Source organism: Monashia sp. HAY1-11D (assembly GCF_056868035.1).
Genome location: NZ_CP200320.1, coordinates 1,483,032 through 1,507,151 on the forward strand (window position 1 = coordinate 1,483,032; position 24,120 = coordinate 1,507,151).

At 72.6% G+C, this 24,120-nt stretch carries 23 protein-coding genes; 12 read left to right on the plus strand and 11 right to left on the minus strand.

The annotated features are described in order from the left end of the window. The first annotated feature begins 152 nt into the window (after positions 1–152). From AC1VM9_RS06845 to AC1VM9_RS06865, 5 genes are all read left to right on the plus strand, one after another. On the plus strand, positions 153–1,151 hold the full coding sequence (locus AC1VM9_RS06845) for a LacI family DNA-binding transcriptional regulator (RefSeq protein WP_481338964.1): 999 nt from the start codon (positions 153–155) through the stop codon (positions 1,149–1,151). Next, positions 1,148–2,206 carry a class I mannose-6-phosphate isomerase gene (locus tag AC1VM9_RS06850; RefSeq protein ID WP_483121958.1) on the plus strand — a complete coding sequence of 353 codons (1,059 nt, stop codon included), beginning with the start codon at positions 1,148–1,150 and terminating at the stop codon, positions 2,204–2,206. The genes AC1VM9_RS06845 and AC1VM9_RS06850 overlap by 4 nt, the downstream gene beginning before the upstream one ends. A 101-nt stretch (positions 2,207–2,307) precedes the next feature. Then, positions 2,308–3,633 carry an ABC transporter substrate-binding protein gene (locus AC1VM9_RS06855; RefSeq protein ID WP_481338968.1) on the plus strand — a complete coding sequence of 442 codons (1,326 nt, stop codon included), beginning with the start codon at positions 2,308–2,310 and terminating at the stop codon, positions 3,631–3,633. A 125-nt stretch (positions 3,634–3,758) separates the two neighbouring features. Beyond that, positions 3,759–4,664 (plus strand): carbohydrate ABC transporter permease, encoded by a 906-nt coding sequence (locus AC1VM9_RS06860; protein ID WP_481338970.1) that lies wholly within the window; start codon positions 3,759–3,761, stop codon positions 4,662–4,664. Continuing rightward, positions 4,661–5,605 (plus strand): carbohydrate ABC transporter permease, encoded by a 945-nt coding sequence (locus AC1VM9_RS06865; protein ID WP_483121960.1) that lies wholly within the window; start codon positions 4,661–4,663, stop codon positions 5,603–5,605. The genes AC1VM9_RS06860 and AC1VM9_RS06865 overlap by 4 nt, the downstream gene beginning before the upstream one ends. A 98-nt stretch (positions 5,606–5,703) precedes the next feature. Here the strand turns inward: AC1VM9_RS06865 and AC1VM9_RS06870 are convergent, their stop codons facing one another. Both AC1VM9_RS06870 and AC1VM9_RS06875 read right to left on the minus strand, forming a co-directional pair. Continuing rightward, positions 5,704–6,561, minus strand: coding sequence for an ABC transporter permease (locus tag AC1VM9_RS06870; RefSeq protein ID WP_483121962.1), 858 nt, complete (start codon positions 6,559–6,561; stop codon positions 5,704–5,706). Then, on the minus strand, positions 6,558–7,604 hold the full coding sequence (locus AC1VM9_RS06875; RefSeq protein ID WP_483121964.1) for an ATP-binding cassette domain-containing protein: 1,047 nt from the start codon (positions 7,602–7,604) through the stop codon (positions 6,558–6,560). Before AC1VM9_RS06875 ends, AC1VM9_RS06870 begins: the two co-directional genes overlap by 4 nt. A 224-nt stretch (positions 7,605–7,828) precedes the next feature. Here AC1VM9_RS06875 and AC1VM9_RS06880 point away from each other — a divergent pair, with 224 nt between their 5' ends. Beyond that, a complete protein-coding gene (locus tag AC1VM9_RS06880) occupies positions 7,829–8,302 on the plus strand; it encodes a helix-turn-helix domain-containing protein (protein ID WP_483121966.1) in 474 nt (157 codons plus the stop codon). Between the two features lie 33 nt (positions 8,303–8,335). Here the strand turns inward: AC1VM9_RS06880 and AC1VM9_RS06885 are convergent, their stop codons facing one another. The 3 genes from AC1VM9_RS06885 to AC1VM9_RS06895 form a co-directional block, all read right to left on the minus strand. Further along, on the minus strand, positions 8,336–8,950 hold the full coding sequence (locus tag AC1VM9_RS06885; protein ID WP_481338980.1) for a ClpP family protease: 615 nt from the start codon (positions 8,948–8,950) through the stop codon (positions 8,336–8,338). Then, positions 8,947–9,555: an ATP-dependent Clp protease proteolytic subunit gene (locus tag AC1VM9_RS06890; RefSeq protein ID WP_481338982.1), complete on the minus strand. Its 609-nt coding sequence runs from the start codon at positions 9,553–9,555 to the stop codon at positions 8,947–8,949. Before AC1VM9_RS06890 ends, AC1VM9_RS06885 begins: the two co-directional genes overlap by 4 nt. A gap of 80 nt (positions 9,556–9,635) precedes the next feature. Continuing rightward, positions 9,636–10,469, minus strand: a complete 834-nt coding sequence (locus AC1VM9_RS06895) for an alpha/beta fold hydrolase (RefSeq protein ID WP_483121968.1) — start codon at positions 10,467–10,469, stop codon at positions 9,636–9,638. Positions 10,470–10,569: 100 nt separating this feature from the next. Between AC1VM9_RS06895 and AC1VM9_RS06900 the strand changes: the two genes are divergently transcribed. The 6 genes from AC1VM9_RS06900 (at position 10,570) to AC1VM9_RS06925 (ending at position 17,655) form a co-directional block, all read left to right on the plus strand. Then, positions 10,570–12,216 (plus strand): FAD-binding dehydrogenase, encoded by a 1,647-nt coding sequence (locus AC1VM9_RS06900; RefSeq protein WP_483121970.1) that lies wholly within the window; start codon positions 10,570–10,572, stop codon positions 12,214–12,216. A 49-nt stretch (positions 12,217–12,265) separates the two neighbouring features. Next, positions 12,266–13,462: an ROK family transcriptional regulator gene (locus AC1VM9_RS06905; RefSeq protein ID WP_481346720.1), complete on the plus strand. Its 1,197-nt coding sequence runs from the start codon at positions 12,266–12,268 to the stop codon at positions 13,460–13,462. Positions 13,463–13,556: 94 nt separating this feature from the next. Then, positions 13,557–14,657, plus strand: a complete 1,101-nt coding sequence (locus AC1VM9_RS06910) for an ABC transporter substrate-binding protein (RefSeq protein ID WP_483121973.1) — start codon at positions 13,557–13,559, stop codon at positions 14,655–14,657. Positions 14,658–14,764: 107 nt separating this feature from the next. Next, positions 14,765–15,622, plus strand: coding sequence for an ATP-binding cassette domain-containing protein (locus AC1VM9_RS06915; RefSeq protein ID WP_481341767.1), 858 nt, complete (start codon positions 14,765–14,767; stop codon positions 15,620–15,622). Continuing rightward, the gene (locus AC1VM9_RS06920; RefSeq protein ID WP_481341746.1) at positions 15,619–16,965 is read left to right on the plus strand and encodes a sugar ABC transporter permease; all 1,347 of its coding nucleotides are present in this window, start codon (positions 15,619–15,621) and stop codon (positions 16,963–16,965) included. Before AC1VM9_RS06915 ends, AC1VM9_RS06920 begins: the two co-directional genes overlap by 4 nt. Before the next feature lie 228 nt (positions 16,966–17,193). Further along, complete coding sequence (locus tag AC1VM9_RS06925) at positions 17,194–17,655, plus strand: Hsp20/alpha crystallin family protein (protein ID WP_481341747.1); 462 nt, start codon at positions 17,194–17,196, stop codon at positions 17,653–17,655. 94 nt (positions 17,656–17,749) lie between these two features. Here the strand turns inward: AC1VM9_RS06925 and AC1VM9_RS06930 are convergent, their stop codons facing one another. The 6 genes from AC1VM9_RS06930 to AC1VM9_RS06955 all read right to left on the minus strand — a co-directional run bounded on the left by AC1VM9_RS06930 (position 17,750) and on the right by AC1VM9_RS06955 (position 24,118). Beyond that, positions 17,750–18,469 carry a phosphatase PAP2 family protein gene (locus tag AC1VM9_RS06930; RefSeq protein WP_481345849.1) on the minus strand — a complete coding sequence of 240 codons (720 nt, stop codon included), beginning with the start codon at positions 18,467–18,469 and terminating at the stop codon, positions 17,750–17,752. 57 nt (positions 18,470–18,526) lie between these two features. Beyond that, positions 18,527–19,609 carry a DNA polymerase IV gene (locus tag AC1VM9_RS06935; RefSeq protein WP_481341749.1) on the minus strand — a complete coding sequence of 361 codons (1,083 nt, stop codon included), beginning with the start codon at positions 19,607–19,609 and terminating at the stop codon, positions 18,527–18,529. 55 nt (positions 19,610–19,664) lie between these two features. Further along, a complete protein-coding gene (locus tag AC1VM9_RS06940; RefSeq protein WP_481345850.1) occupies positions 19,665–20,090 on the minus strand; it encodes a hypothetical protein in 426 nt (141 codons plus the stop codon). 126 nt (positions 20,091–20,216) lie between these two features. Next, a complete protein-coding gene (locus tag AC1VM9_RS06945; RefSeq protein ID WP_483121978.1) occupies positions 20,217–21,392 on the minus strand; it encodes a hypothetical protein in 1,176 nt (391 codons plus the stop codon). A 141-nt stretch (positions 21,393–21,533) separates the two neighbouring features. Further along, positions 21,534–23,711, minus strand: a complete 2,178-nt coding sequence (locus AC1VM9_RS06950; protein WP_481345852.1) for a penicillin acylase family protein — start codon at positions 23,709–23,711, stop codon at positions 21,534–21,536. Next, on the minus strand, positions 23,708–24,118 hold the full coding sequence (locus AC1VM9_RS06955; protein WP_481345853.1) for a TIGR03618 family F420-dependent PPOX class oxidoreductase: 411 nt from the start codon (positions 24,116–24,118) through the stop codon (positions 23,708–23,710). Before AC1VM9_RS06955 ends, AC1VM9_RS06950 begins: the two co-directional genes overlap by 4 nt. Positions 24,119–24,120 lie beyond the last annotated feature (2 nt).

Sequence of the window (24,120 nt, forward strand, 5' to 3'; positions counted from 1 at the left end):
GACCGTTCTTGTCCGGCCGGGACAGCCAATCGGACAGGAACTGCCCGACCGCCGCCTCTTTCGGCCCCATCCCGTTGCCCGGGCTCCGCTGCATCTGCTCAGATGGCGGCATGACAGCGTTGTCTGACCACCGGACAGTCACCCGCCCCACCATGGCGGACGTGGCGGCCGAGGCACACGTCTCGGTCAAGACGGTGTCACGCGTCGTCAACCACGAGCCCGGGGTGCGGCCGGACACCGCCGAGCGCGTCCGCGCCGTCATCGAACGGCTCGGCTTCCGACGCCACGACGGCGCGCGTCTCATCCGCCAGGGGCGCACCTTCACCATCGGGCTCGTCGTCGAGGACCTCGCCAACCCGTTCTACTCGCTGGTCGGGGCGGCCGTGGAGCGCGAGGCGCGGATCCGCCAGCACCAGCTCATCACCGCCTCGGCCGAGGGCTCGCCGAGCCGCGAGCGTGCCGCACTGGAGGCCCTCATCGCCCGACGCGTCGACGGCATCGTCGTCGTGCCCGCGAGCGAGGCGGCCTCGGCCGACCCCGAGATCGACGCGAGCGGCACCCCCATCGTCTACATGGACCGCCCCGTCCGCGGCACCCCGCGCGACACCGTCCTCAGCGACAACCAGGGCGGCGTCCGCAGCGCCATCGAGCACCTCGTCGCCCACGGGCACCGGCACATCGCCTTCCTCGGCGACGACCCGGGCTTCTGGACCGCCCGCCAGCGTCGCGAGTCCTTCGTCGCCACGCAGGAGGCGCTCGGCCTGCCCGGTCCCGCGCGCGTCGTCATGGGCCCCCACTCGGTGGCGTCCGTCCGCGACGTCCTGACGCGGTGGAGTGCGGGCCCGGAGCCGATCACCGCGCTCATCACCGGCAACAACCGCATCACCCTCGCGGCACTCTTCGCGGTCCGGGACCTGCACGCCGACCTCTCGCTCGTCGGCTACGACGACTTCGAGCTCGCCGAGCTCATCGACCCGCCCGTGACGGTGGTCCACCAGGACCCGGCCGCCATGGGCCAGAAGGCGGCCCAGCAGCTGTTCGCCCGGCTGCTCGGCGACGAGTCCCCACCGCAGACCGTCGTCATGCCGACGCGTCTGATCGTCCGCGCGTCCGGCGTCCGCCGCGACGGCAACCGAGGAACCCACCGATGACCACCACCCAGCACCTCCGGCCGAGGCACCTGCCCGTCAACACGCCGCACCGGTTCTACCGCGGCGGCGAGCGCATCCTCGCCTTCCGTCGTCTCCCCGTGCCCGACGGCTTCGACGGCCACCGCCCGGAGGACTGGCTGGCCTCGACGACGCGCCTGTTCGCCGAGGGTGGCGGCGGCGTCACGCGGCTCGACGACGGCGCCGACCTGCCGAGCCTGCTCGAGGCCGACCCGCAGGAGTGGCTCGGCGCGGGGCACGTCGCGGCGTACGGCGTCGTGCCCGGCCTGCTGACCAAGCTGCTCGACAGCGGGGAGCGCCTGCCGGTCCACTCGCACCCGGACCGCGCCTTCGCCAAGGCCCACCTGCACTGCGACAACGGCAAGACCGAGGCCTGGATCGTCCTCGACGCCGAGCCCGGGGCCCGCGTGTGGCTCGGGTTCCGCGACGAGGTCTCCCCCGAGCGGCTCGCCGAGCTCGTCGAGGCCCAGGACGAGCAGCTGCTGGCCGCCCTCAACCCGCTCGAGGTGCGCCGCGGCGACGCGATCCTCGTGCCCGCGGGGCAGCCGCACGTCATCGGCGAGGGCGTCCTCGTCCTCGAGCTGCAGGAACCCACCGACCTGTCGGTCATGCTCGAGCACGAACGCTTCGGCCTCGAGGAGGAGCACGCCTTCCTCGGCCTCGAGCGCGGGCTCGCGCTGCAGAGCGTCGACCGGGGGCCCCTGGGCCCCGAGGCCCTCGCCGGCCTGCGACGACGGTGGTCCGACGTGGCCGGCGCCGGCGGCGCGCTCCCCGAGCAGGCCGACACCTTCTTCCGGGCGCAGGTCGTCCGGCCGACCGGCTCCGAGCCGGTCACCGTCGAGGCGGCGTTCGCCGTCACCGTCGTCGTCGACGGCCACGGGACCCTCGTGACCGGCGCCGACGACGGCGGCGGCGCATCGATGGACATCAGCAGGGGAGATGTCCTCCTCGTCCCCCACGGCGCGGGCCGCGTCCGCGTCGAGGGTGACGTCACCGTCATCCGGTGCATGCCGCCGGACGGCACTCCCGCCGCCTGACCGCGGCACCACAACGGGCCGGACCCGGAGGGGGCACCGGCAACGTACCGAGCGTCCGGACCACCAACCGGTCGGGGCGTCGGAACCAACAAGGAGGATCAATGCGCAACAGGGCTGTTGCAGCCGTCGCGATGGCGGGGGTCATGGCCGTCGCCCTCGCCGCCTGCGGGTCGGGCGCGACGAACGACACCGGCGGCGCCGGGTCCGGCGGTGGCGGCGCGAGCACGTCGCTCGCGACCAAGGCCGGCGGTGCCGGAGGTGACGTCGGCGTGTTCACGTGGTGGGCGGCCGGCTCGGAGAAGAAGGGTCTCGACGCGCTCGAGGCGCTCTTCAAGGAGAAGTACCCCAACGACAAGTTCGTCAACCTGGCCGTCGCCGGTGGCGCGGGCTCGAACGCGAAGGCCAAGCTCGCGTCCGACCTGCAGAACAACCAGCCACCGGACTCGTTCCAGGGCCACGCCGGCGCCGAGCTGGCCGACTACATCGACGCCGACCAGATCGAGCCGGTCAACGACGTCATCACGGCGCTCGGTGGCGAGTCGGTCTTCCCGAAGAACCTGCTCGACCGGCTCACTGTCGACGGCAAGATCTACTCCGTGCCCTCGAACATCCACCGGGCCAACGTCGTGTGGGCCAACGTCGCGGTGCTGAAGAAGGCCGGCGTCAACCAGCCGCCGAAGGACATCAAGTCCTGGATCGCCGACATGGACAAGGTCAAGGCCTCGGGCGTCTCGACACCGCTGTCGGTCTCGGGCACGTGGACCCAGGTCCAGCTGTTCGAGAACGTCCTCATCGCCGACCTCGGCGCGGACAAGTACAACGGCCTGTTCACCGGCGACACCAAGTGGGACTCGGCGGAGGTCAAGGCGGCAGCGGCCGACTACAAGAAGCTGCTGACGTACACGAACACGGCCTCCGACGGTGACGACTGGCCGGTCGCGACCGACATGGTCATCGACGGCAAGGCCGCCTACAACGTCATGGGCGACTGGGCCGTGGCGGAGTTCGCGGACAAGGGCAAGAAGCAGGACCAGGACTGGACGTGGTTCCCGACCCCGGGCACCGACGGCGTCTTCGACTTCCTCGCCGACTCCTTCACGCTCCCCAAGGGCGCGAAGAACCCCGGCGGCACGAAGGACTGGCTCATGCTCATCGGCTCGGCCGAGGGCCAGAAGGCCTTCAACCTGGCCAAGGGCTCGATCCCGGCGCGCACCGACGTGCCCAAGGACGGCTTCCCGCCGTACCAGCAGGCCGCGATGGACGCCTTCAAGTCCAACACCATCGTCTCGTCGATCGCGCACGGCGCCGCCGTGTCGCTCGCGTGGAACGCGGACATCAGCACCGCGATCAGCAAGTTCTACGGGAGCCGGGACGACGCGACCCTCGTGAGCGACCTGGCGGCCGCCGCGAAGAAGAACCTCGGCTGACGCCGCACCCGTGCTCGTCGGCTGACGCCGGTGCGGCCGGCGCGGGTCGCCCTCCCCTCGGGGCGGGTGCCCGCGCCGGCCGGCCGGCACCTCCAGCGCCCCACCCTTCCCAGCAAGGACCTTCCATGCGCAAGACCAAGGACTGGCTGCCGGGGTTCCTCCTCGTGCTGCCGTCGATCATCCTCGTCGGGGTCTTCGTCTACTGGCTCATCGGTCGCAACGTCGCGACGTCGCTGGACCGGACGGTGACCCGAGCCAGCAAGCGCGTCACCAACCCGGGTGGCCTCGAGAACTACTCGAAGCTGCTCGGCAGTGACGACTACAAGCACGCCCTGTTCAACCTGCTCGTCCTGACCGTCGTCTTCGTCGCCGGCACCATGCTCTTCGGCCTCCTGTGGGCCGTGCTCCTCGAGAAGGGTGTGCGCGCCGAGGGCATCTTCCGGTCGGTGTACCTGCTGCCGATGGCGATCTCGTTCATCGCGGCCGGCGTCGTGTGGCGCTGGCTGCTCTCGCCCGGCAAGGGCGACCAGGCCGTGGGCCTCAACCAGCTGCTCGCGATGCTCGGGCTCGAACGGTTCCAGAGCGCGTGGTGGCAGTCCTCCAGCGCGTTCTCGATGGCGGCGATGGCGATCCCGGCCATCTGGCAGCTGTCCGGGTACGTCATGGCCCTGTTCCTCGCCGGCTTCCGCGGCATCAGCGAGGACCAGCGCGAGGCCGCCCGCATCGACGGCGCCAGCGAGTGGAAGCTCTACCGCCACGTGCTGTTCCCGCAGCTGTCGCCGATCGCGCTGTCGGCGCTCATCATCATCGGCCACATGTCGATGAAGATGTTCGACCTCATCTACGCCATCGCGGGCCAGAACTCGTACAAGGCCTCGGTGCCGGCCACGATGATGTGGACCCAGATGTTCCAGCAGAACAACCCGACCGCCGCCGCGGTCAACGCCACGATCCTGCTGCTGCTCGTCGCCGTCGTCGTCGTGCCCTACCTCATCTACACGAACAAGACGGAGAAGGAGACGCGGGGATGACCGCCACGACGAACGAGATCGCGCCGGCCCCTCCCGGCGCACGCGGTGGCACCGTCGGTGAACCCATCCCGTCACGACGCTCGACGGGCCGGGCGCCCGGGACCGAGGGCACGGCGTGGGGGCGGACCGTCCGCTACGGCCTGCTGCTGCTGTTCCTCGTCGCGATCCTGCTGCCGCTGTACGTGCTGCTCGTCACGAGCTTCAAGCGCAGCGCGGACGTCACGGCCAGCCAGGCGTGGTCGCTGCCGACGAACCTGTCGGTCGAGGGCTGGTCCTCGGCGTGGGCGGCCCTGTCGCCGCCGCTGTTCCGCTCCGTCATCCTCGCCGTGTCGGTCGCCGTGCTGTCCTCGGCCCTCGGCTCGGTCAACGGGTTCGTCTTCTCCAAGTGGCGCTTCCCGGGTGCGACCGTCGTCTTCACGCTGTTCCTGTTCGGGATGTTCATCCCCTACCAGGCGGTCATGATCCCGCTGCAGGGCATGCTCCTCGACGTGCAGGCCACGCCGGGCTTCTCCTGGTTCGACGGCATCGCCAAGCTCATCGCCGTCCACGTCATCTTCGGCATCCCGATCTGCACGCTCATCTTCCGCAACTACTACGCGACGGCTCTGCCGAGCGAGATCCTCGAGGCGGCCAAGGTCGACGGCGCGGGCCTGTTCCGCACGTTCTTCTCGGTCGTCCTGCCGATCTCGGTGCCCGGCTTCGTCGTGACGATGATCTGGCAGTTCACCTCGGCGTGGAACGACTTCCTCTTCGCGCTGTTCCTCACCAACCGCAACAACGGCCCGGTGACCTACGCGCTCAACGAGCTCGCCGGTGGCCAGAACCCGAGCTACCCGCAGATCATGGCCGGCGTGCTCCTCGCGTCGCTGCCCACCCTGCTCGTCTACATCCTGCTCGGCCGCTACTTCATCGGCGGCCTCATGAGCGGCTCGGTCAAGTAAGAACACCACCGTCCCCCGACCCGGCGAGAACGGCGCGGCCCCCGAGGGGACCGCGCCGTTCGACGTCCGTACCGGGCGTGCCCGGCGTGCCGCGTGCGTCAGTCCTTGGTGCGGCGGGCGTAGGCGCGGATCGCGAGGGGCGCGACGACGGCCGTGATGAGCAGCGACCACCCGACCGACACGACGACGGCGTGCTGCAGGGGCCACGACGCGCTCGGCGGCGCCGGCGGGACGTTGCCCCACAGCTCGCGCATCGCCTGCACGAGCGAGCTGATCGGGTTCCACTCGGCCACCGAGCGAAGCCACGGCACCATCGCCTCGGTCGGGGCGAAGGTGTTGGCCAGGAACGTGATCGGGAACATCGTCGTGAACATGAGGCCGTTGACGGCCTCGACCGAGCGCATCGCCGAGCCGACGAGGATGCCGATCCAGATCATCGAGAACCCGAAGAGCAGCAGCAGCGCGAAGGCGAGCACGGCGTGCCCCACCCCGTGGCGGATGCGCCAGCCGATGACGAGCCCCGTCATCGACATGACGAAGATGCCGATGCTCGAGTGGATGATGCCGTAGACGCTGCGCCCGACGAGCACCGAGGCGCGTGAGATCGGCAGCGACCGGAACCGGTCGATGATGCCCTTCTCGAGGTCCATGTTGAGGCCGTTGGCGACGATGAACGAGGAGAAGGCCATCGTCTGCGCCATGATCCCGGGCAGCAGCCACTCGCGGTAGGACCCGCTGTCGGTGCGGATCGAGCCGCCGAAGACGAACGCGAACAGCACGACGAACATGATCGGCTGGATCGTGACGTCGGTGAGCATCTCGGGCTGGCGCCTCGTGTGCTTGAGGTTGCGCCAGACCATCATCCGGACCTGGTGCGCGAGGCCGGGCGGATGCAGCCGCGGCGCGGCCGCCCGGGAGGGCAGGGTCGTCGTGGTGGTGGTGGACGACTGGGTCACAGCGGTTCCCCCTTCTCGGCGGTCGGGCCGCCGTCGGCGTCGGCATCGGCGTCGGCGTCCTGCTCGGCGCGATGGCCGGTGAGGCGCAGGAAGACGTCGTCGAGGCTCGGGCGCTTGAGACCGAGGTCGTCGAGGACGATCTGGCTGCGGTCGAACAGGGCCGCGACCCGCGTCATGTCGGCCAGGCCCTCGGCCGGTGCCGTGAGCTGCCGCGCGGCGGCGTCGACGTGCACCTCGCTGACGTGCGAGGCGAGCAGGGCGCGTGCCTCCTCGAGCTGGTCGGCGTGCGACACGGTCAGGACGATGGCCGCCTGGCCGGACTGGTCCTTGAGCTCGAGCGGCGTGCCCTCGGCGATGACGCGGCCGTGGTCGATGACGACGATGCGGTCGGCGAGCTGGTCGGCCTCCTCGAGGTACTGGGTGGTGAGCAGCAGCGTCGTGCCGTCGGCGACGAGGCCGCGCAGGACCTCCCACAGCTCGACGCGGCTGCGCGGGTCGAGGCCGGTCGTGGGCTCGTCGAGGAAGAGCACCGGCGGCGCGGCGATGAGGCTGACGGCGAGGTCGAGGCGGCGTCGCATGCCGCCGCTGTACTCCTTGACGACCTTGTCGCCGGCGTCGGCGAGCGAGAACCGCTCGAGCAGCTCGTCGGACAGGCGCCGCACGTCCGGGCGGCCGAGGCCGTAGAGCGAACCGATGAGCCGCAGGTTCTCGCGGCCGGTCAGCATCTCGTCGACGGTGGCGGCCTGGCCGGTCAGGCCCATGCTGCGGCGGACGGCCTCGGGCTCGGTGCGCACGTCGTGGCCGGCGACCCGGGCGGTGCCGCTCGTCGGGGCGGTCAGGGTCGTCATCATGCGGACCGTGGTGGTCTTGCCGGCCCCGTTGGGGCCGAGCAGACCCAGGACGGTGCCCTGCGGAACGGTGAAGGAGACGTCGTCGACGGCGGTCATGTCGTCGAAGCGCTTGACGAGGTGCTCGGCCTCGATGGCCGGAGCCCCGCCGTGGTGGGAGGGGCGAGGTGGACGGTCGGTGTCGGCGAGGGTCATGTGAGGGGCTCCCGAGTGGTTGGTGACGGGACCGACGGTAGGCCCCGACACCGACAGCCTAGGGCGGGAGTGGACGGCGTCAACATGTTTCCTGCCGACCGCTGCCCACCCCTGTCGACCGCCGTTTCGCCGTAGGCGTACGTCGAGCGCTCGGTCCCGGGCGGCTGTGGATGCGACGCTGGCAGCAGGCGTCGCCGCCACGGCACCGACGACAGGAGACCGCGATGACCACACGACCCGGACGACCCGGACGACCCGCACGGCCCGTCGCCGGCGCCCGTCCCAGCGACGCGGCCACCACCGGCCCCGGCCGGCCCCGCCCACGTCGCCGCACGCCCCTGCTGCGCGACGTCTACGGCGGCCTCATCCGCGGCCTGCGCCTCCGGCAGGGTCGGACCCTGGCCGAGGTGGCGGGTGAGGCCGGCATCTCGGTCGCCTACCTCTCCGAGGTCGAGCGCGGCCTCAAGGAACCGTCCTCGGAGGTCCTCGACGCCGTGTGCCGCGCCCTCGGCTCGAGCATCACCCACCTCATCGGGGCGGCGCACCGGCAGCTGCTCGACCTCACCGCCGAGACGACCGTGGCGCCGGTCCTCGACCTCACCAACCGCATCGAGCACCAGCGCGCCGACGCCGCGCCGCTGGCGCCGGCGCGTCCCCCGGCCAGCGGCACCCGGGCCTCGTTCGTCCTCGCGTCCTGAGCCCGGGCGCGGCCGGCCCGCTCGCCGGTCGGGTCAGCCCGCCGGTGCCAGGCGGGCCTCCTCGGCCCGTTCGACGACGCCGTCGACGAGGCCGAACTCGACGGCCTCGGTCGCGGTGAGCACCTTGTCGCGGTCGGTGTCGACGCGCAGCTGCTCGACGGACCGGCCGGTGTGCCGGCTCAGCACGTCCTCCACCTGCGAGCGGACGCGGAGCAGCTCGTCGGCCTGCAGCGCGAGGTCGCTGACCGTCCCCTGCCCCCCGGCGGAGGGCTGGTGCAGCAGGACCCTCGAGTGCTTGAGGGCGAACCGGCGACCCGGCTCGCCCGCGGCGAGGAGGACGGCCGCCGCTGAGGCGGCCTGGCCGAGGCAGTACGTCGCGACCGGCGTCGGCACGAACTGCATCGTGTCGTAGATGGCCATGAGCGAGGTGAACGAGCCCCCGGGGCTGTTGATGTAGAGCGCGGTCTCGCGCTCGGGGGCGACGTCCGCGAGGTGGAGCAGCTGGGCCATGACGACGTTGGCGACGCCGTCGTCGATCTCGGTGCCCACGAAGATGATCCGCTCCTGGAGCAGCCGGCTGTAGATGTCGAAGCTGCGCTCGCCGGCCGGGGTGCGCTCGACGACGTAGGGGATCGTGTAGCTGCTCATCGCAGGCCCACCTTCCGCTCCACGCCCTGGGGCCGGACGTCGGACAGCGACGCGACGACGTGGTCGACGATGCCGTACGCGGCGGCCTCCTCGGCGCTGAACCACCGGTCGCGCTCGCTGTCGTGGGTGATCTGCTCGACGCTCTGGCCGGTGTGCTCGGCCTGCAGCTCGTTGACGCGGCGCTTGACGGCCTTGAGGTTGTTGGCCTGCACCTCGACGTCGGCCGCGGTGCCCTGGATGCCGGCCGACGGCTGGTGCATCATGACCCGCGCGTTGGGCAGCGCGAACCGCTTGCCGGGAGTCCCGGCCCCCAGCAGGAACTGCCCCATCGACGCGGCGAACCCGAGGGCGAGGGTGGACACGTCGTTGGGGATCACGCGCATCGTGTCGTAGATCGCCAGGCCGGCCGTGACCGAACCCCCGGGACTGTTGATGTAGAGGCTGATGTCGGCGCGTGGGTCGCGGGCGGACAGGAGCAGGAGCTGGGCCGTGATCCGGTTGGCGATGGGGTCGTCGACCTCCGCCCCGAGGACGATGATCCGCTGGTGGAGCAGCTGCATCGACAGCTGGTCGTCCAGGGCTGCTGGTGCGAGTGTGTCGGTCATGCCACCAGCGTGGGCCCCGTCGCCGCGGACTGCGGCACGACTCTGCCGCAGGCGGATTCGCCTGCGGCAGAGCGGCGCGGTCATCGCACGAGGAACGCGAGCAACGCCTCGTTGAACTCCTGCGCGTGGCTGGTGTTGAAGCCGTGCGGCGCGTCCGGCACCGCGATGAGGGTCGAGTGCGGGATCGCGGCCGCCGTCCGCCGGCCGGACCCGCCGAACGGGACGGTCGCGTCACCCTCGCCGTGCAGGACGAGCGTCGGCACGGTGACGGCGGCGAGGTCCGGGCGGAAGTCGGTCGTGGCCCAGGCCCGCATCGCCTCGAGGGCGCCGTGCTCGTCCGAGAGCCGGCACTGGTCGAGCGCGGTCCGGAGCACGTCCTCACCCACGGTGAGCTCGCCGTCGACGGAGAAGAAGCCGGTCATGAACGTCCGGAAGAACGCGTCGCGGTCGCGCTGGTACCCCTCCTCGAGCTCGGCCGCCAGGTCGCGGGTCAGCGGCCCGTCGGGGTTGTCCGGTCCCCGCAGGAGGTAGGGCGTGACGGCGGCGGCGAGGACGACGCTCTGCACGCGCTCGGTCCCGTGGCGCGAGAGGTAGCGAGCCACCTCGCCGCCGCCCATCGAGAACCCGACGAGCGTCACGTCCCGCAGGTCGAGGGCCTCCAGGACGCCGTGGAGGTCGTCGGCGAAGGTGTCGTAGTCGTAGCCACCGCGCGGCTTGTCGCTGCGGCCGAAGCCCCTGCGGTCGTACGCGACGACGCGGAACCCGGCGCCCGTCAGGGCCGGCACCTGCTCGGACCACGAGTCCGCGTCGAGCGGCCAGCCGTGGAGCAGGACGAGGGGTCGGCCGTCGCCGTCGGAGTCCTGCACGTGCAGCCTCGCGTCGCCGGCCGGCCCGGTCCCGGTGACGTCGGTCATGGTGCTCCTTCGGTCCGGACGGGTGCCTCCGACGTGGTTCGTACCCACTCGTGCACCGGAGACGTGGGGCCGCGACCGACGCGACGGTAGGTTTCGGTCCATGGAAGCCGACGTCGTCGTCGTGGGAGCCGGCCTGGCCGGCCTCGTCACCACCGCGGAGCTCGCGAGGGCGGGCAAGCGGGTGGTCCTCGTGGACCAGGAGGGCGAGCAGTCCCTCGGGGGCCAGGCCTTCTGGAGCTTCGGGGGCCTGTTCCTCGTCGACTCGCCGGAGCAACGCCGCCTGGGCATCAAGGACGGCCTCGAGCTCGCGACGCAGGACTGGATGGGGTCGGCCCAGTTCGACCGCGACGAGGACTTCTGGCCGCGCAAGTGGGCCGAGGCGTACCTGCACTTCGCCGCCGGCGAGAAGCGGTCGTGGCTGCACGACCTCGGCCACCGCCTCTTCCCCGTCGTCGGCTGGGCCGAGCGTGGTGACGGCAGGGCCGAGGGCCACGGCAACTCGGTCCCCCGCTTCCACGTCACGTGGGGCACCGGCCCCGGCGTCGTCGAGCCGTTCGAGCGCGGGGTGCGGGCCGGGGTCGGGGCCGGGCGCGTCACGCTGGCCTTCCGGCACCGCGTCGACGAGCTCGTCGAGTCCGGTGGGGTCGTGTCCGGCGTCTGCGGGGCCGTCCTCGCCCCGGACGACGCGCCGCGCGGGCGGCCGACGAACCGCGACGTCGTCGGCGAGTTCGAGATCACCGCCCAGGCGGTCGTCGTGACGAGCGGGGGCATCGGCGGCGACCACGACCTCGTCCGCAAGGCCTGGCCCGAGCGCCTGGGTGCCCCGCCGCGCCACATGGTGGCCGGCGTCCCGGCGCACGTCGACGGCCGGATGCTCGGCATCACCGAGGCGGCCGGCGGCCGCGTCATCAACCCGGACCGGATGTGGCACTACACCGAGGGCCTGCGCAACTGGGACCCGATCTGGGACGACCACGGCATCCGGGTCCTGCCCGGGCCCTCCTCCCTCTGGCTCGACGCGACCGGGCGACGGTTCCCGGCGCCGTACTTCCCCGGCTTCGACACGCTCGGCACGCTCGGCCACATCATGCGCTCGGGGCACGACTACTCGTGGTTCGTCCTGACCCAGAAGATCATCGAGAAGGAGTTCGCCCTGTCCGGCTCCGAGCAGAACCCCGACCTCACGGGCAAGGACGTCCGTCAGGTGCTCGGACGCGTCCGCGCCGGGGCGCCGGGGCCGGTCGAGGCGTTCAAGCGGCACGGCGAGGACTTCGTCGTGGCCGACACCCTCGGTGAGCTCGTCCGTGGCATGAACGCCCTGACCGGCGAGGACCTCGTCGACGAGGACCGGTTGCGAGCCACCGTCGTCGCCCGCGACAACGAGGTCACCAACGACTTCGGCAAGGACGCCCAGGTCACGGCGATCCGGGGCGCGCGCCGCTACCGCGGCGACCGGCTGATCCGCGTGGCGACGCCGCACCGGATCCTCGACCCGAAGGCGGGCCCGCTCATCGCCGTGCGGCTCAACATCCTGACGCGCAAGACCCTCGGCGGGCTCGAGACCGACCTGGCCGGACGGGTCATGCGCGCCGGCGGGGAGCCGCTTCCCGGCGTCTACGCCGCCGGCGAGGTGGCCGGCTTCGGTGGGGGCGGGATGCACGGGTACAACTCGCTCGAGGGCACGTTCCTCGGGGGCTGCCTCTTCAGCGGGCGCACCGTCGGACGCTCCGTCGCCGCGGCCCTCTGAGCCGCGGACGCCGCTGGCCCAAAGCGAACCCAGCCCTTATCTTTAGCCCGTGAACCCAGTGCAGGCATCTCCCGGCTCGCAGGCCTCACTGCGAGAAGCCAACCGCCTGCGCGTCCTCGAGGCGCTGCGCGACCACGGTGCGATGACGCAGGTCGAGATCGCCGGGTCGACGGGGCTGTCGCCGGCCACCGTCTCGAACATGGTCAAGGAGCTGGACGCCGCGGGGGCCGTCGAGCTGGCCCCGAGCATCCGCAACGGCCGCCGCGCCGTCCTCGTCTCGCTCGCGACCGGCAACACGCTGCTCGCGGGCATCGCCTTCGGCGACCGCGACGTGCGGGTCGCCGTGGCCACCGGACCCCGCGACGTCGTCGGTCGCCAGCGCATGCCGCTGCCGTCGAACCACAAGGCCGACGAGGGCATGGAGCGCGCCTCCCGCCTCCTTGCCGACCTCGTCGAGAAGGCCGGCAAGACGATGCCGGACATCAGGGCGGTGGGCGTCGGCATCCCGGCGCCCGTCGACAGCGTCACGGGTCAGGTCGGGTCCGAGAGCATCCTGCCGGGGTGGCGCGGCGTCGAGGTCGCGGACGAGATGAGCGGTCGCATCGGGGCGCCCGTGTCGGTCGACAACACGGCCAACCTCGGTGCCCTCGGTGAGCTGAGATGCGGTGCGCTGCAAGGGGTTTCGGACGGCGTGTTCATCAAGCTGTCGTACGGCGTGGGAGCCGGCCTCGTGCTCGGCGGCGACCTCTTCCGCGGGCACGCGGGCACGGCGGGCGAGATCGGCCACCTCACGATCGACGAGAACGGTCCGATCTGCCGGTGCGGCAACCGCGGCTGCCTCGAGACGTTCATCGGGTCCGCGGCGCTCACGGAGGCCCTGGCCGCCTCGCACGGGCGGCTGACCCTGCGCGACCTCGTGGCCCGGGCGATCGACGGCGACCCGGGCTGCCGTCGCGTCCTCGACGACGCCGGTCGGCACCTCGGGGTGGCGGTGGCGGGCCTCGTCAACCTGCTCAACCCTCAGGTCATCGTGCTCGGTGGCCAGCTCTCGGCGGTCGGGAACCTCATCGCCGAGCCGATGCGTCGGGAGGTCGAGCGCAGTGCCATCCCGAGCGCGGCAGCCTCGCTCGAGGTGCGCCGCTCGGAGCTCGACACCGATGCCGACGTCGTCGGCGCCATCGTCGCAGCGGAGACGCTGCTGGCGTCCCGCCAGGGACTCCTGGTCACAATTACGTCCACGCCTTGAATTCAAGGCTTGACGTCAACCGGGTCGCCACGCTGTACTCGTGTCCGGCCGCACCACGGAGGTTGCCGGCGCAAGAACAAGGGAGTTCCACAAGATGCGTGCTCGCTCGACCCGTCTGGCCGGCCTCGTCCTCGCCGCCGGCCTCGGCATCACCTCGCTCGCCGCGTGCGGCGGCTCCGGCAGCGGCTCGAACGCCGGCAGCAGCGGCGGGGCCGCCGGCAGCGGTGGCGGTGGCGGGAAGAAGATCGCCCTGCTGCTGCCCGAGTCCAAGACCACCCGTTACGAGACCTTCGACCGGCCTCTCTTCGAGGCCGCCGTCAAGGCGTCGTGCGCGGACTGCCAGGTCATCTACAGCAACGCCGACCAGGACGCGAGCAAGCAGCAGCAGCAGGCCGAGGCCGCGCTGACGCAGGGCGCCTCGGTCCTCGTGCTCGACCCCGTCGACGGCAAGGCCGCGGCGTCCGTCGTCGCCAGCGCCAAGAGCAGCGGCGTCCCCGTCGTCGCCTACGACCGGTTCATCGACGGCGCCGACTACTACGTCTCGTTCGACAACGAGACCGTCGGCAAGCTGCAGGCCCAGACCCTCGTCGACCTGGTCAAGAAGGGCGGCAAGACCACCGGTGACCTCGTCATGATCAACGGGTCGCCGACCGACCCCAACGCCGCCGACTTCAAGAAGGGCGCCCACAGCGTCATCGACGGCAGCGGCTTCAAGGTCGCCGCCGAGTACGACACCCCGGACTGGAGCCCCGACAAGGCCCAGCAGTGGATGGAGGGGCAGATCGCCGCGGTCAAGGGCAGCCTCGTCGGGGTCTACGCGGCCAACGACGGTACCGCCGGCGGCGCCATCGCGGCCCTCAAGGGTGGCGGCGTCAACCCGCTGCCGCCGGTGACCGGCCAGGACTCCGAGCTCGCCGCCATCCAGCGCATCCTGTCCGGCGACCAGGCCATGACGATCTACAAGCCGATCAAGCCCGAGGCCGAGGCCGCCGCCAAGGCCGCCCTCGCCCTGGCCGCCAAGGAGACGCCGGAGAAGTCCGGCGACTTCAAGGGCATCGCGGCCACGATCCTCGACCCGATCGCCGTCACCAAGGACAAGATCAAGGACACCGTCGTCAAGGACGGCATCTACAAGACTGCCGACATCTGCTCGGGCAGCTTCGCCGCCGCCTGCTCGGCTGCCGGCATCAGCTGACGCACGGGGTGCGGGCGGCGCCGACCGGGCCGCCCGCACCCCGTCCATCCGCCCGACCGCTCCCCTCCCGCCCCCTCTCCCGATCCCTCACCGACCGAAGGACGGCCATGACCGCCACCATCTCGCCGCCTCCTGCACCGACGCAGACGGCCGTGCTCTCGCTGCGCGGCATCTCCAAACGCTTCGGCGCGGTCCAGGCCCTGTCGAACATCGACTTCGACGTCCACCCGGGCGAGGTCGTCGCCCTCGTCGGCGACAACGGCGCCGGCAAGTCGACCCTCGTCAAGACGATCGCCGGGGTCTACACCCCCGATGCCGGCACCATGGAGTTCGCCGGCGCGCCGGCGAGCGTCACGTCCCCGGCGGAGGCCCAGCGACTCGGCATCGCGACGGTGTTCCAGGACCTCGCCCTCTGCGACAACCTCGACGTCGTCGCGAACCTGTTCCTCGGCCGCGAGCTGCACAGCGGTCGGGCCCTCGACGAGGTGACGATGGAGAAGGAGAGCTGGCGCCTGCTGCGCCAGCTCTCGGCGCGGATCCCCTCGGTCCGCATCCCCGTCGCGAGCCTCTCGGGCGGCCAGCGCCAGACGGTCGCGATCGCCCGCTCGCTGCTCGGCGACCCCAAGGTCGTCATGCTCGACGAGCCGACCGCGGCCCTCGGCGTCGCCCAGACCGCCGAGGTGCTCAACCTCGTCGAGCGCCTGCGCGAGAACGGCCTCGGCGTCATCCTCATCAGCCACAACATGAGCGACGTCATGGCCGTCGCGGACCGTGTCACGGTGCTGCGCCTCGGACGCAACAACGGCACGTTCGACGTCAGCCGCACGAGCGTGCAGGAGATCATCGCCGCGATCACGGGCGCCACGACCAACGCGGTGTCCGAGCGCGCCTCGCGACGGGCCCATGCCGGGCACCCCGAGCCCGACCAGCACACCGAGCAGCCCGAGCCGCAGGAGCAGTCATGAGCACGACGACCCCCGACCCCACGCGGGACTCGACCGCACCGGCAGGCGCCGGCCTCGCCGCTCGGGCCGAGGATGCCGCCCACGCGACGCCGGCCCAACCGGCCGCCCGGGCCGCCGCCCTGCCCGCCGACCTGCAGGACGAACGGCTCATCGCCGAGGCCGGCGTGGCAGGTGCCGCCCGGGCCTTCTTCGCGAGGCTGCGCAGCGGTGACCTCGGCGCGCTACCGGTCGTCGTCGGCCTCGTCATCATCTGGGTGGTCTTCCAGAGCCTCAACGACGCGTTCCTGTCCCCGCGCAACCTCGTCAACCTGACCCTCCAGAGCGCGGCGATCGGCACGATCTCGATCGGCATCGTCCTCGTGCTGCTGCTCGGCGAGATCGACCTGTCCGTCGGCTCGATCAGCGGCCTCGCGGCGGCGATCGTGGCGGTGGGGACCGTCGAGCGCGGCTGGCCGGCGCTCGTCGCGATCGTCGCGGCGATCCTCGCGGGCACCGTCATCGGCCTGGCCTACGGCGCGGTCTACACCCGCTTCGGGGTGCCGAGCTTCGTCATCACCCTGGCCGGTCTGCTCGGCTTCCTCGGGCTGCAGCTGAAGGTCCTCGGCGAGACCGGCTCGATCAACCTGCCCTTCCAGTCCGGACTGGTCACCTTCGCCCAGCAGACCTTCCTGCCGCCGGTCGTCGCCTACGTCCTGGCCGCGCTCGTGGTGGCGGCCTACGCCGCGAGCAGGCTGCGCGCGAACGCCCGGCGAGACGCGGCCGGCCTGTCGACGACGCCGGTGGGCTTCGTCGTGGCCCGCGCCGCCTTCCTCGCGGTCGTCCTGCTCGCGCCCATCGCGGTGCTCAACCAGGACCGCGGCGTGTCGGTCATGTTCCTCGTGTTCCTCGCGTTGGTCGTCGTCATGGACTTCGCGATCCGGCGCACGAGCTGGGGGCGCTCGGTCATGGCGGTCGGCGGCAACGTCGAGGCCGCCCGTCGGGCCGGCATCGACGTGCGGCGCACCTACCTCACCGTCTTCGCGCTGTGCTCGACGTTCGCGGCCCTCGGCGGCATCTTCGCGGCGGCCCGCCTCGCGGCGGCCAACCAGAGCAGCGGGGGCGCCGACACCAATCTCAACGCCATCGCGGCCGCGGTCATCGGCGGGACGAGCCTCTTCGGCGGGCGCGGCTCGGCCTACGCGGCACTGCTCGGCATCCTCGTCATCCAGTCGATCAGCAACGGCCTCGCGCTCATCAACCTCGGCTCCCCGGAGCGGTACATGATCACCGGCGCGGTCCTGCTCCTCGCCGTGACGGTGGATGCGCTGAGCCGGCGCAGCCGGGCGGCCCACGGGCGCGCCTGACGCCGCGCAGGCACGCCAGGGACCTTCGCCGACGGTCGGTCGGCGGGGACGGGAGGAGGGCCCGGAGGTGGGAGACCACCGCCGGGCCCTCTGCCGTCGGGGCCCTCTTGAGCTGGCGCGGAACCCGTCGTATCCTCGGGAACACAGCACGAAGTTGAGCGGTTACCACTCAAGAAAGGTCACCGTTGGCCCATCAGATACGGCCACCGTTCATCGAGGAGAACTGACATGAGCACCACCACCTTCGACCCGTTCCGCAGCACTTTCGACCGCACGTTCGACCGTCTCTTCACCGACGGCCTGCGCTCGAGTGCCGGCGCCGTCATGCCGATGGACCTCTACCGGTCCGGCGAGAACTTCGTGGCCCGCATCGACCTGCCGGGCGTCGACCCCTCGAGCATCGACATCGATGTCGAGGACCGCACCCTCACGGTCCGGGCCGAGCGCCCGGCCCCCGAGGTCGAGGGCGCGCAGTGGCTCTCGCGGGAGCGCCCGACGGGCACCTTCGCCCGCCAGCTGTCGCTCGGTCGCGGGCTCGCGCTCGACCGCATCGAGGCGGACTACCGTGACGGCGTCCTCACCCTGGTGATCCCGGTCGCGGAGGAGGCCAAGCCGCGCAAGATCTCCGTCTCGCACGGCGGTGGCACCCAGTCGATCGAGTCGGGCGGGTCCTCCGACTCCGAGAGCTGACCATCACGACGCACGAGGCCCCGGGTGGACGGCCGCCCGGGGCCATCGCCTGCCTGCGGCCGCGCCGCCGAGCCGGACGCCTCGCACGGGACCCTCAGGCGTCGGCCCGGTCGTGCACCGGCGCCCCGACGAGACGACGCACCGGGTCGGGGGCCGAGGCCGTGACCCAGGCCTCGAGGCGATCGTGCAGCCAGGGCACGAGCGCCCAGGTGGCGAACCACACGACGAGGACGCCCACGGCCAGGCCCGTCACGACGTCGTGCCAGTAGTGCGCCCCGGTCAGGACCCGCGCGACGGCGACGGTGAGGGCGACGGGGGCGGCGAACCGCCACCACACGGGCACCATGACGACGACGGCCGTCGCGAGCGCCGCGGCGATGACGGCGTGGTTGCTCGGCCACGAGTAGTCGCCCACCGCTGGGCAGGCCGCGAGCGGGTGCACCGCGAGGGTGCGGCAGGGTCGTTCCTCCCGGACGACGGCCTTGACCAGCTCGCTCAGCGCGTACGCCCCGACGACGCTGAGGCCTGCGCCGACCGCGACGGCGACGTGCTCGAGCCCCCGTGACCGCGCGCGCCAGGCCAGCAGACCGGCCGCGCTGAGGAGCACGAGGATGCCGAGCTCGCCCGCGACCTCCACGAGGGCACCGACCGGGCCGGGCAGCGAGTCACCGAGGTGAGCCGTCCACGTGTAGAGCGGGTCGCGGACGACCGCGAGCAGCGCCACGACGACCGCGCAGCCGACGACCGCCAGCAGCAGGCGCGACCCGCCCACCCGGCGTCCGGCCTCGGCAGGGCTGCTCGCGCGCAAAGACATGCGCACGACCGTAGGCCACGAACCTGACAGCGTCCTGCCACTGCTCGTCGCGCGGCGTCAGAGGCGACCGCGGATCGGCGTGCGTTCGACGGGGTCGCCCTCCTCGGGCATGACCAGCTCGGCCCGGACCCCCAGCAGGCGCACCTCGCGGTCCGGGTCGAGGCGACCGGCGAGCTCGACGGCGGCCGCGACGACGTCGGCGACGTCGGTCGTCGGGGCCGCCAGCTTGCGGGCCTTCGTCTGCGTGAAGAACGGTGCATACCGCACCTTGAGGGTGACCCGGAAGACCGGTCGCCCCTCCTTGACGGTGTCCGCGAACACCTGGGCGGCGAGCACGCGGACGGCCTCCTGCACCTCGGCCGGCGTCGTCAGGTTCTGCTGGTACGTCGTCTCGCGGCTGTGGCCTCGGGCGACCCATGGGCTGTCGTCGACGACCGCGGACCCCAGGCCGCGGCCGAGCTGGTGGTACCAGACCCCCATGCGCGGGCCGAACTCGCCGACGAGGGCGGACTCGTCGGCCTCGGCCAGGGAGCGCACCGTGTCGAGGCCGAGCGCGGCGAGCCGCTTCGACACCCGCGACCCGACGCCCCACAGGTCGATGACCGGCCGGTCCCCCATGACCTCGAACCAGTTGTCCCTCGTGAGGCGGAAGACGCCGCGTGGCTTGCCGAACCCGGTCGCGATCTTGGCCCGCACCTTGTTGTCGCCGATGCCGACGGAGCAGTGCAGCTCGGTGGCCTCGAGCACGGTCTGGCGCACCAGGCCGGCGAACGCCTCGGGATCGTCGGTCTCGACCCCGAGGAACGCCTCGTCCCAGCCGAGGACCTCGACAACGACCCCGAGCGAGCGCAGCGCGTCCATGACCCGTCCGGAAGCCTCGGTGTAGGCCTCGGCGTCGACCGGCAGGATGACGGCGTCGGGCACCTTGCGCGCCGCGATCCGCAGCGCCATGCCCGACCCCACGCCGTACCGGCGTGCCTCGTAGCTGGCCGTCGAGACGACGGCCCGCTCCGTGGGGTCGCCACGGCCGCCGACGATGACCGGCCGGCCGGCGAGCTCGGGGCGTCGCAGCACCTCGACCGCCGCGATGAACTGGTCGAGGTCGACGTGGAGCACCCAGCGGGTGGCGCCGTCGGTCATGTCGCCATTGTGCCCGCGCCCACCGACCGCAGCCGGACGAGCAGCCTCGACGACGTCAGCCGTGCCCGATGCGCTTGCCGCGCCGGAAGGTGTAGACCTCGTGCGTCTCGACCGCCGGCGGGGTGGTCGCGGCGTCGGGGTGGTCGAGGGGGTCGAGGGGGTCCACCGGGTCCACCGGGTCGACGCGGTCGCGGTCGAGCGCGGTGCCGTCGGACGGGTCGCCCGGGCGCGGCCAGGGCTCGACCTCGTCCTCGATCGCGCGGGGGGCCGCCGCGTCCTGGGCCCGGGCCGCGACGACGATGCCGTGGTAGAGCATCAGGGCGGCGAGGCCGGTGACGAGGTAGGCCGACACCGCGAGGCCCGGGCTCGCGTGGCCGCCGCCGAAGTCGGATCGCAGGACGTGGAGGACGGCCGCAGCGGCACCCACGAGGGCGGCGCCGACGAGCCAGAGGGCAGCCGAGCGCCGCGTCGTTGTGCTCACGGGGTCACTCTCGCACAGCGCGACCGGCACGAGAGGCGGCTCCGCATGCGGCACACCGATGCCGCCTACCGGGGCCGGCCTGTGCTGCAGTCCGAGCTGCGGTCTGTGCTCCGGCCTGCGGTCCGGTCAGCGGGCCGGGTGCGCGGCCAGGACGTCGCCGGCGGCGGGCCTGGCGGTCGCCGCCCCGAGCCCGGCGGCGTTCCCCGACAGGTTCTCCACGAGGACCTCCGCACCGTGGTTCGCGCGCTGCTGCACGGTGTTCTTCGCCGCGTTACCCACGCCGCCGACCGGCGTCGACGCGAGCGGCTCGAGGGGCTCGAGGGGCGTGGCGAGGCCGTCGAGGGCCGGCAGCCGGGGGGCGAACGCGTCTGTCGGCAGCACTGGCAGGGACGGCGCGACCGGCGCCGACGAGGGACGAGCCCGGGTGGCCCCGCCGCCCGCGACATCCGCGGCCCGCGCGGCCGCTGTGGCCGGCGTGGCCCGTCGGTCGGACGGCATCGACGCGGACGGAGGCGCGTCGTGCGGCAGGAGCGTCCCGGTGACCGACGGGACGATGCCCAGCTCGGTGGTCAGCTCGGTGCCCAGTTCGGTGCTCTCGCGGTGCGTCGACCCCGTCACCGCCGTCGAGGCCGTCGGCGTCGACACGAGGTCGGAGGCCGCGGGCGAGGAGACAGGGACGGGGACGGAGACGTCGTGCTGCGGGGCGTCCAGCCGGCGGGCCGCCGCATCGAGGGAGCCGACGATGAGGGCGCAGGCCGCGACGACGAGCAGCACACCGCCACCGCGCGCGCCACCGACGTGGTGCAGCGTCAGTCGGCCGAGGACGATCGCTGCGGAGGCGGCGAGGAGCGTCGAGACGCCGAGGACCACGAGGCCGCCGGTGGGTCCGCCGATGAGCGTGCCGAGGACGACGAGGGCGGCCATGAGCGTGAAGCCGAGACCGGAGCCCTCGGGCAGGCGGCGGCCACGGCCCCCGAGCAGGTCGACCCTGTCGCGAGGTGCGTGCGCGGGACGCGACGGGAGGGTGAAGGCCGTGTCGTCGGCCTCGACGAAGGGGCGCGTCTCGTCGTCACCGGTGACGTCGACCTCGCCGTGGCCGGGCTCGCGGGACGCGGCGTCCGACGGCGAGCGGCGCGAGCCGGGGTCGGGGAGCGCCGCGGCCCAGAGGTGCCAGCCGCGGGGCGGCACCGGCCACTCAGGGTCGGGCAGGAGGCGTTCGCCGCCGGCGACCCCGACCGGGACCAAGGCACGGTCGAGCGCGGCATCGAGTGCGAAACCGGGAATCGTCATCGTCCAGGACACGTCCGGACCCCCTCCACCCCTCACGGTCGGGACCCTCGACCCGACCACCGCGGACCGTCCCACCCGGTCCGTCAGGACGAGCGTACGGGGAAAGTCAGGATATATCCCGTAAAAGGTAAAAGAATGGTCAAGTGTGGCGGGTCAGGCGTCGTCCCGGTCGTGCACGCGGTAGAGGCGACCCGCGAGCCAGGCCTCCGTCTGGTCGCAGAAGTGCGGGTCGCCCTCCACACCGGAGGCACCGAGCGGAACGACCCACCGGCTGGCCGAGCGGTCGGCGAGGTCCCAGACGTAACGCGCCACGGGGCCGCCGTAGGCGCGGTCCGTGACACCCGGGGCGCTCGCCGCGGCGAGGACGCACCCCTTGTCGCCGGGGACGGGATGGGGCGTCACCGTCGGCACCCCCGCGAGGCCCGCGGAGCGCGCGAGGCCCTCGGAGCCCTCGGGGTTCGCGAGGCCGTCGAGCGCGTGGAACGGGTCGAGCCGGTGCCGGTCGCCCCACACGGCGTCGGGCCCGACCGACGCAGCGGCGCGGTCGAGCGCCACGCCCACGCCGGCCGGGACGTCGATGCCGAGCGCGTCGGCGCCCTCGACGAGGGTGTGCCAGCCGGCTCCGAGCTGGGCGAACGGGTTGGTCCACGCGGCGAAGACGCGCGAGTGGCCGAGCGGCTCGCAGACCGCGGCCAGCGGTGGCTGCTCGGCGAACCACCGGACGAGCGCGGTGCGCCAGGCGGCGAAGAGCGCCGCGGGGTGGCTGTCGACGTCGCTGTGACCGTCCCACGCGAGGAGGGTCTCGCGGGCGTCCGCGGCGCGGCCCTCCACGACGGCGGCCTCGACGAGCGGACGCATCGCGGCCACCTGGCCGTTGAGGGTGTCGACGTGGATCGCGGCGAAGTCCTCGACGGTGAGACCGGTGCGGTCCCCGACGAGCTCACGGATCCGGCCGGCGCGGAAGGGAGTCGCGTAGTCGATGCCGAGGCCGCCACCGCTCGCCCGGTCGTTGGCGCTCACCATGACGTCCTCCACGTCGGTGGCCGGAGGCGTCCGGTAGCCGTGCCACGCGTGCCTCGGGTCCCACGCCGGCAGCGGTAGCTCGAGGGCCGCGGGGTCGCGGTCGGGCACCCGTCCGGCGACGACGTGGCGGACGCGTCCCGACGCGTCGGCGACGAGGCCGCTGTTGACCGGCTCGACCCAGTGGGCGAGGGCCGCCTCGACGTCCTCGACGGTGCGGGCGCGCAGGAGGGGCAGCAGCGCCGAGAAGCCGAGGTCCTGCTCGACGCCCGTCGGGGTGCGCAGGCTGTACACCGGCGGGGTGGTGGCCGGACGCCGTGGCTCGCCGGACCTCGCCTCGGATCCGCCCTCGAGGGCCGCCTCGAGGGCCGCCTCCACGCCGGTGACGACCGGCCCGCGTCGGGTCACGACGACGGGCACGGCGACGTCGTCGCCACCCCGCACGCGGACGATCTCGGTCGACGCCTCGGCCGGCTCCCAGCCCTCGACACCGCGTGCCTCGACGACGGGTCCGCCGGCGGCGTCACGCCCGATGACCCGCAGCGACTCGGTGCTGAGGTCCTGGTAGTCGGCCATGGCGTTGGTGATGCCCCACGCCACCGTGCCCGTGTGCGCGAAGTGCTGGACCCCGGGCACGCCGGGGAACGTGAAGCCGACGACGTCGAGCTCGGGGCAGGCGAGCCCGACCTGCTGGTAGCACCCCGGCAGCTCGATGGTCCGGTGCGGGTCACCCGCGACGAGCGGCTTCCCGCTGGCCGTGCGGTGCCCGGCGACGACCCAGGCGTTGCTGCCCGAGCGGTCGGAACCCTCGGTACGCAGCAGCGGCACGACGTGCGGGCCGAGCCGCTCGGCGACGTGGGCGTTGAACAGCTTCGACGGGAACGTGCCGAAGAGCAGGTGGATGCCCCAGAAGATGCCGAGGGGCGTCCACGGCTGCCACGGTCGGGGCGCGGCCGCGTAGGCCTCGAGGCCGAGGGCCCGGATCTCGGTGGAGTCGGAAAGGCCTTCTGCGAGAGTGGAGTTCACACCGTCGACGTAGGCCGAGAGCCACTCCTGGGTCTCGGCGTCGAGCTTCTCGAAGCAGCGGCGGACCGTCCACTCGAGCCGCACCTGTCGTGCGAACCGGTCCCAGTCCACGCCTGCCGCGCCCAGGTACTCGGCGGTACGTCCCTCCATGCGCCACCGGTGGTGCTCCACCTGCCAGGCACGGTCGAGGGCGGTGACCTGGCCCTGTACCCGAGCCAGCTCCATGACGTCGTCGGCCCACAGGTGGGGGATCCCGAGGGGGTCGCGTCGGACGCGTTCCCTCACCTGGCGTCCCGGAGCCGGCCCCACGCATGCCAGCGGTCGACCTCGATGCGGGCCGTGACCCGGGCTCGGTCGCGCACCCGGTACGGCGACCCGGTGTAGTGCCGCGCGATGCGGTCGATGTCGCGCAGGTCGACGTCGTCGACGAGCTCGACGACGTGGCCCTGGACGCTGACGTGCGTGATCCAGTCGTCGGGGTCCATGGCGCTCAGGGCGACCCGCGGCTCACGGCGCAGGTGAGCGAGCCGGGTGCGTCCCGCGTCGAGGTTGACGAGGACCTGACCGTCCTCGAAGAGGTACCAGGTCGGGACCGACACGGGCTGGCCGTCACGGCGCACCGTGCTCATGGTGGCGTGGTTGGGTCGGGCGAGGAACGCGGTGACCTCGTCGGGCAGCGGTGGACCGGGCACGA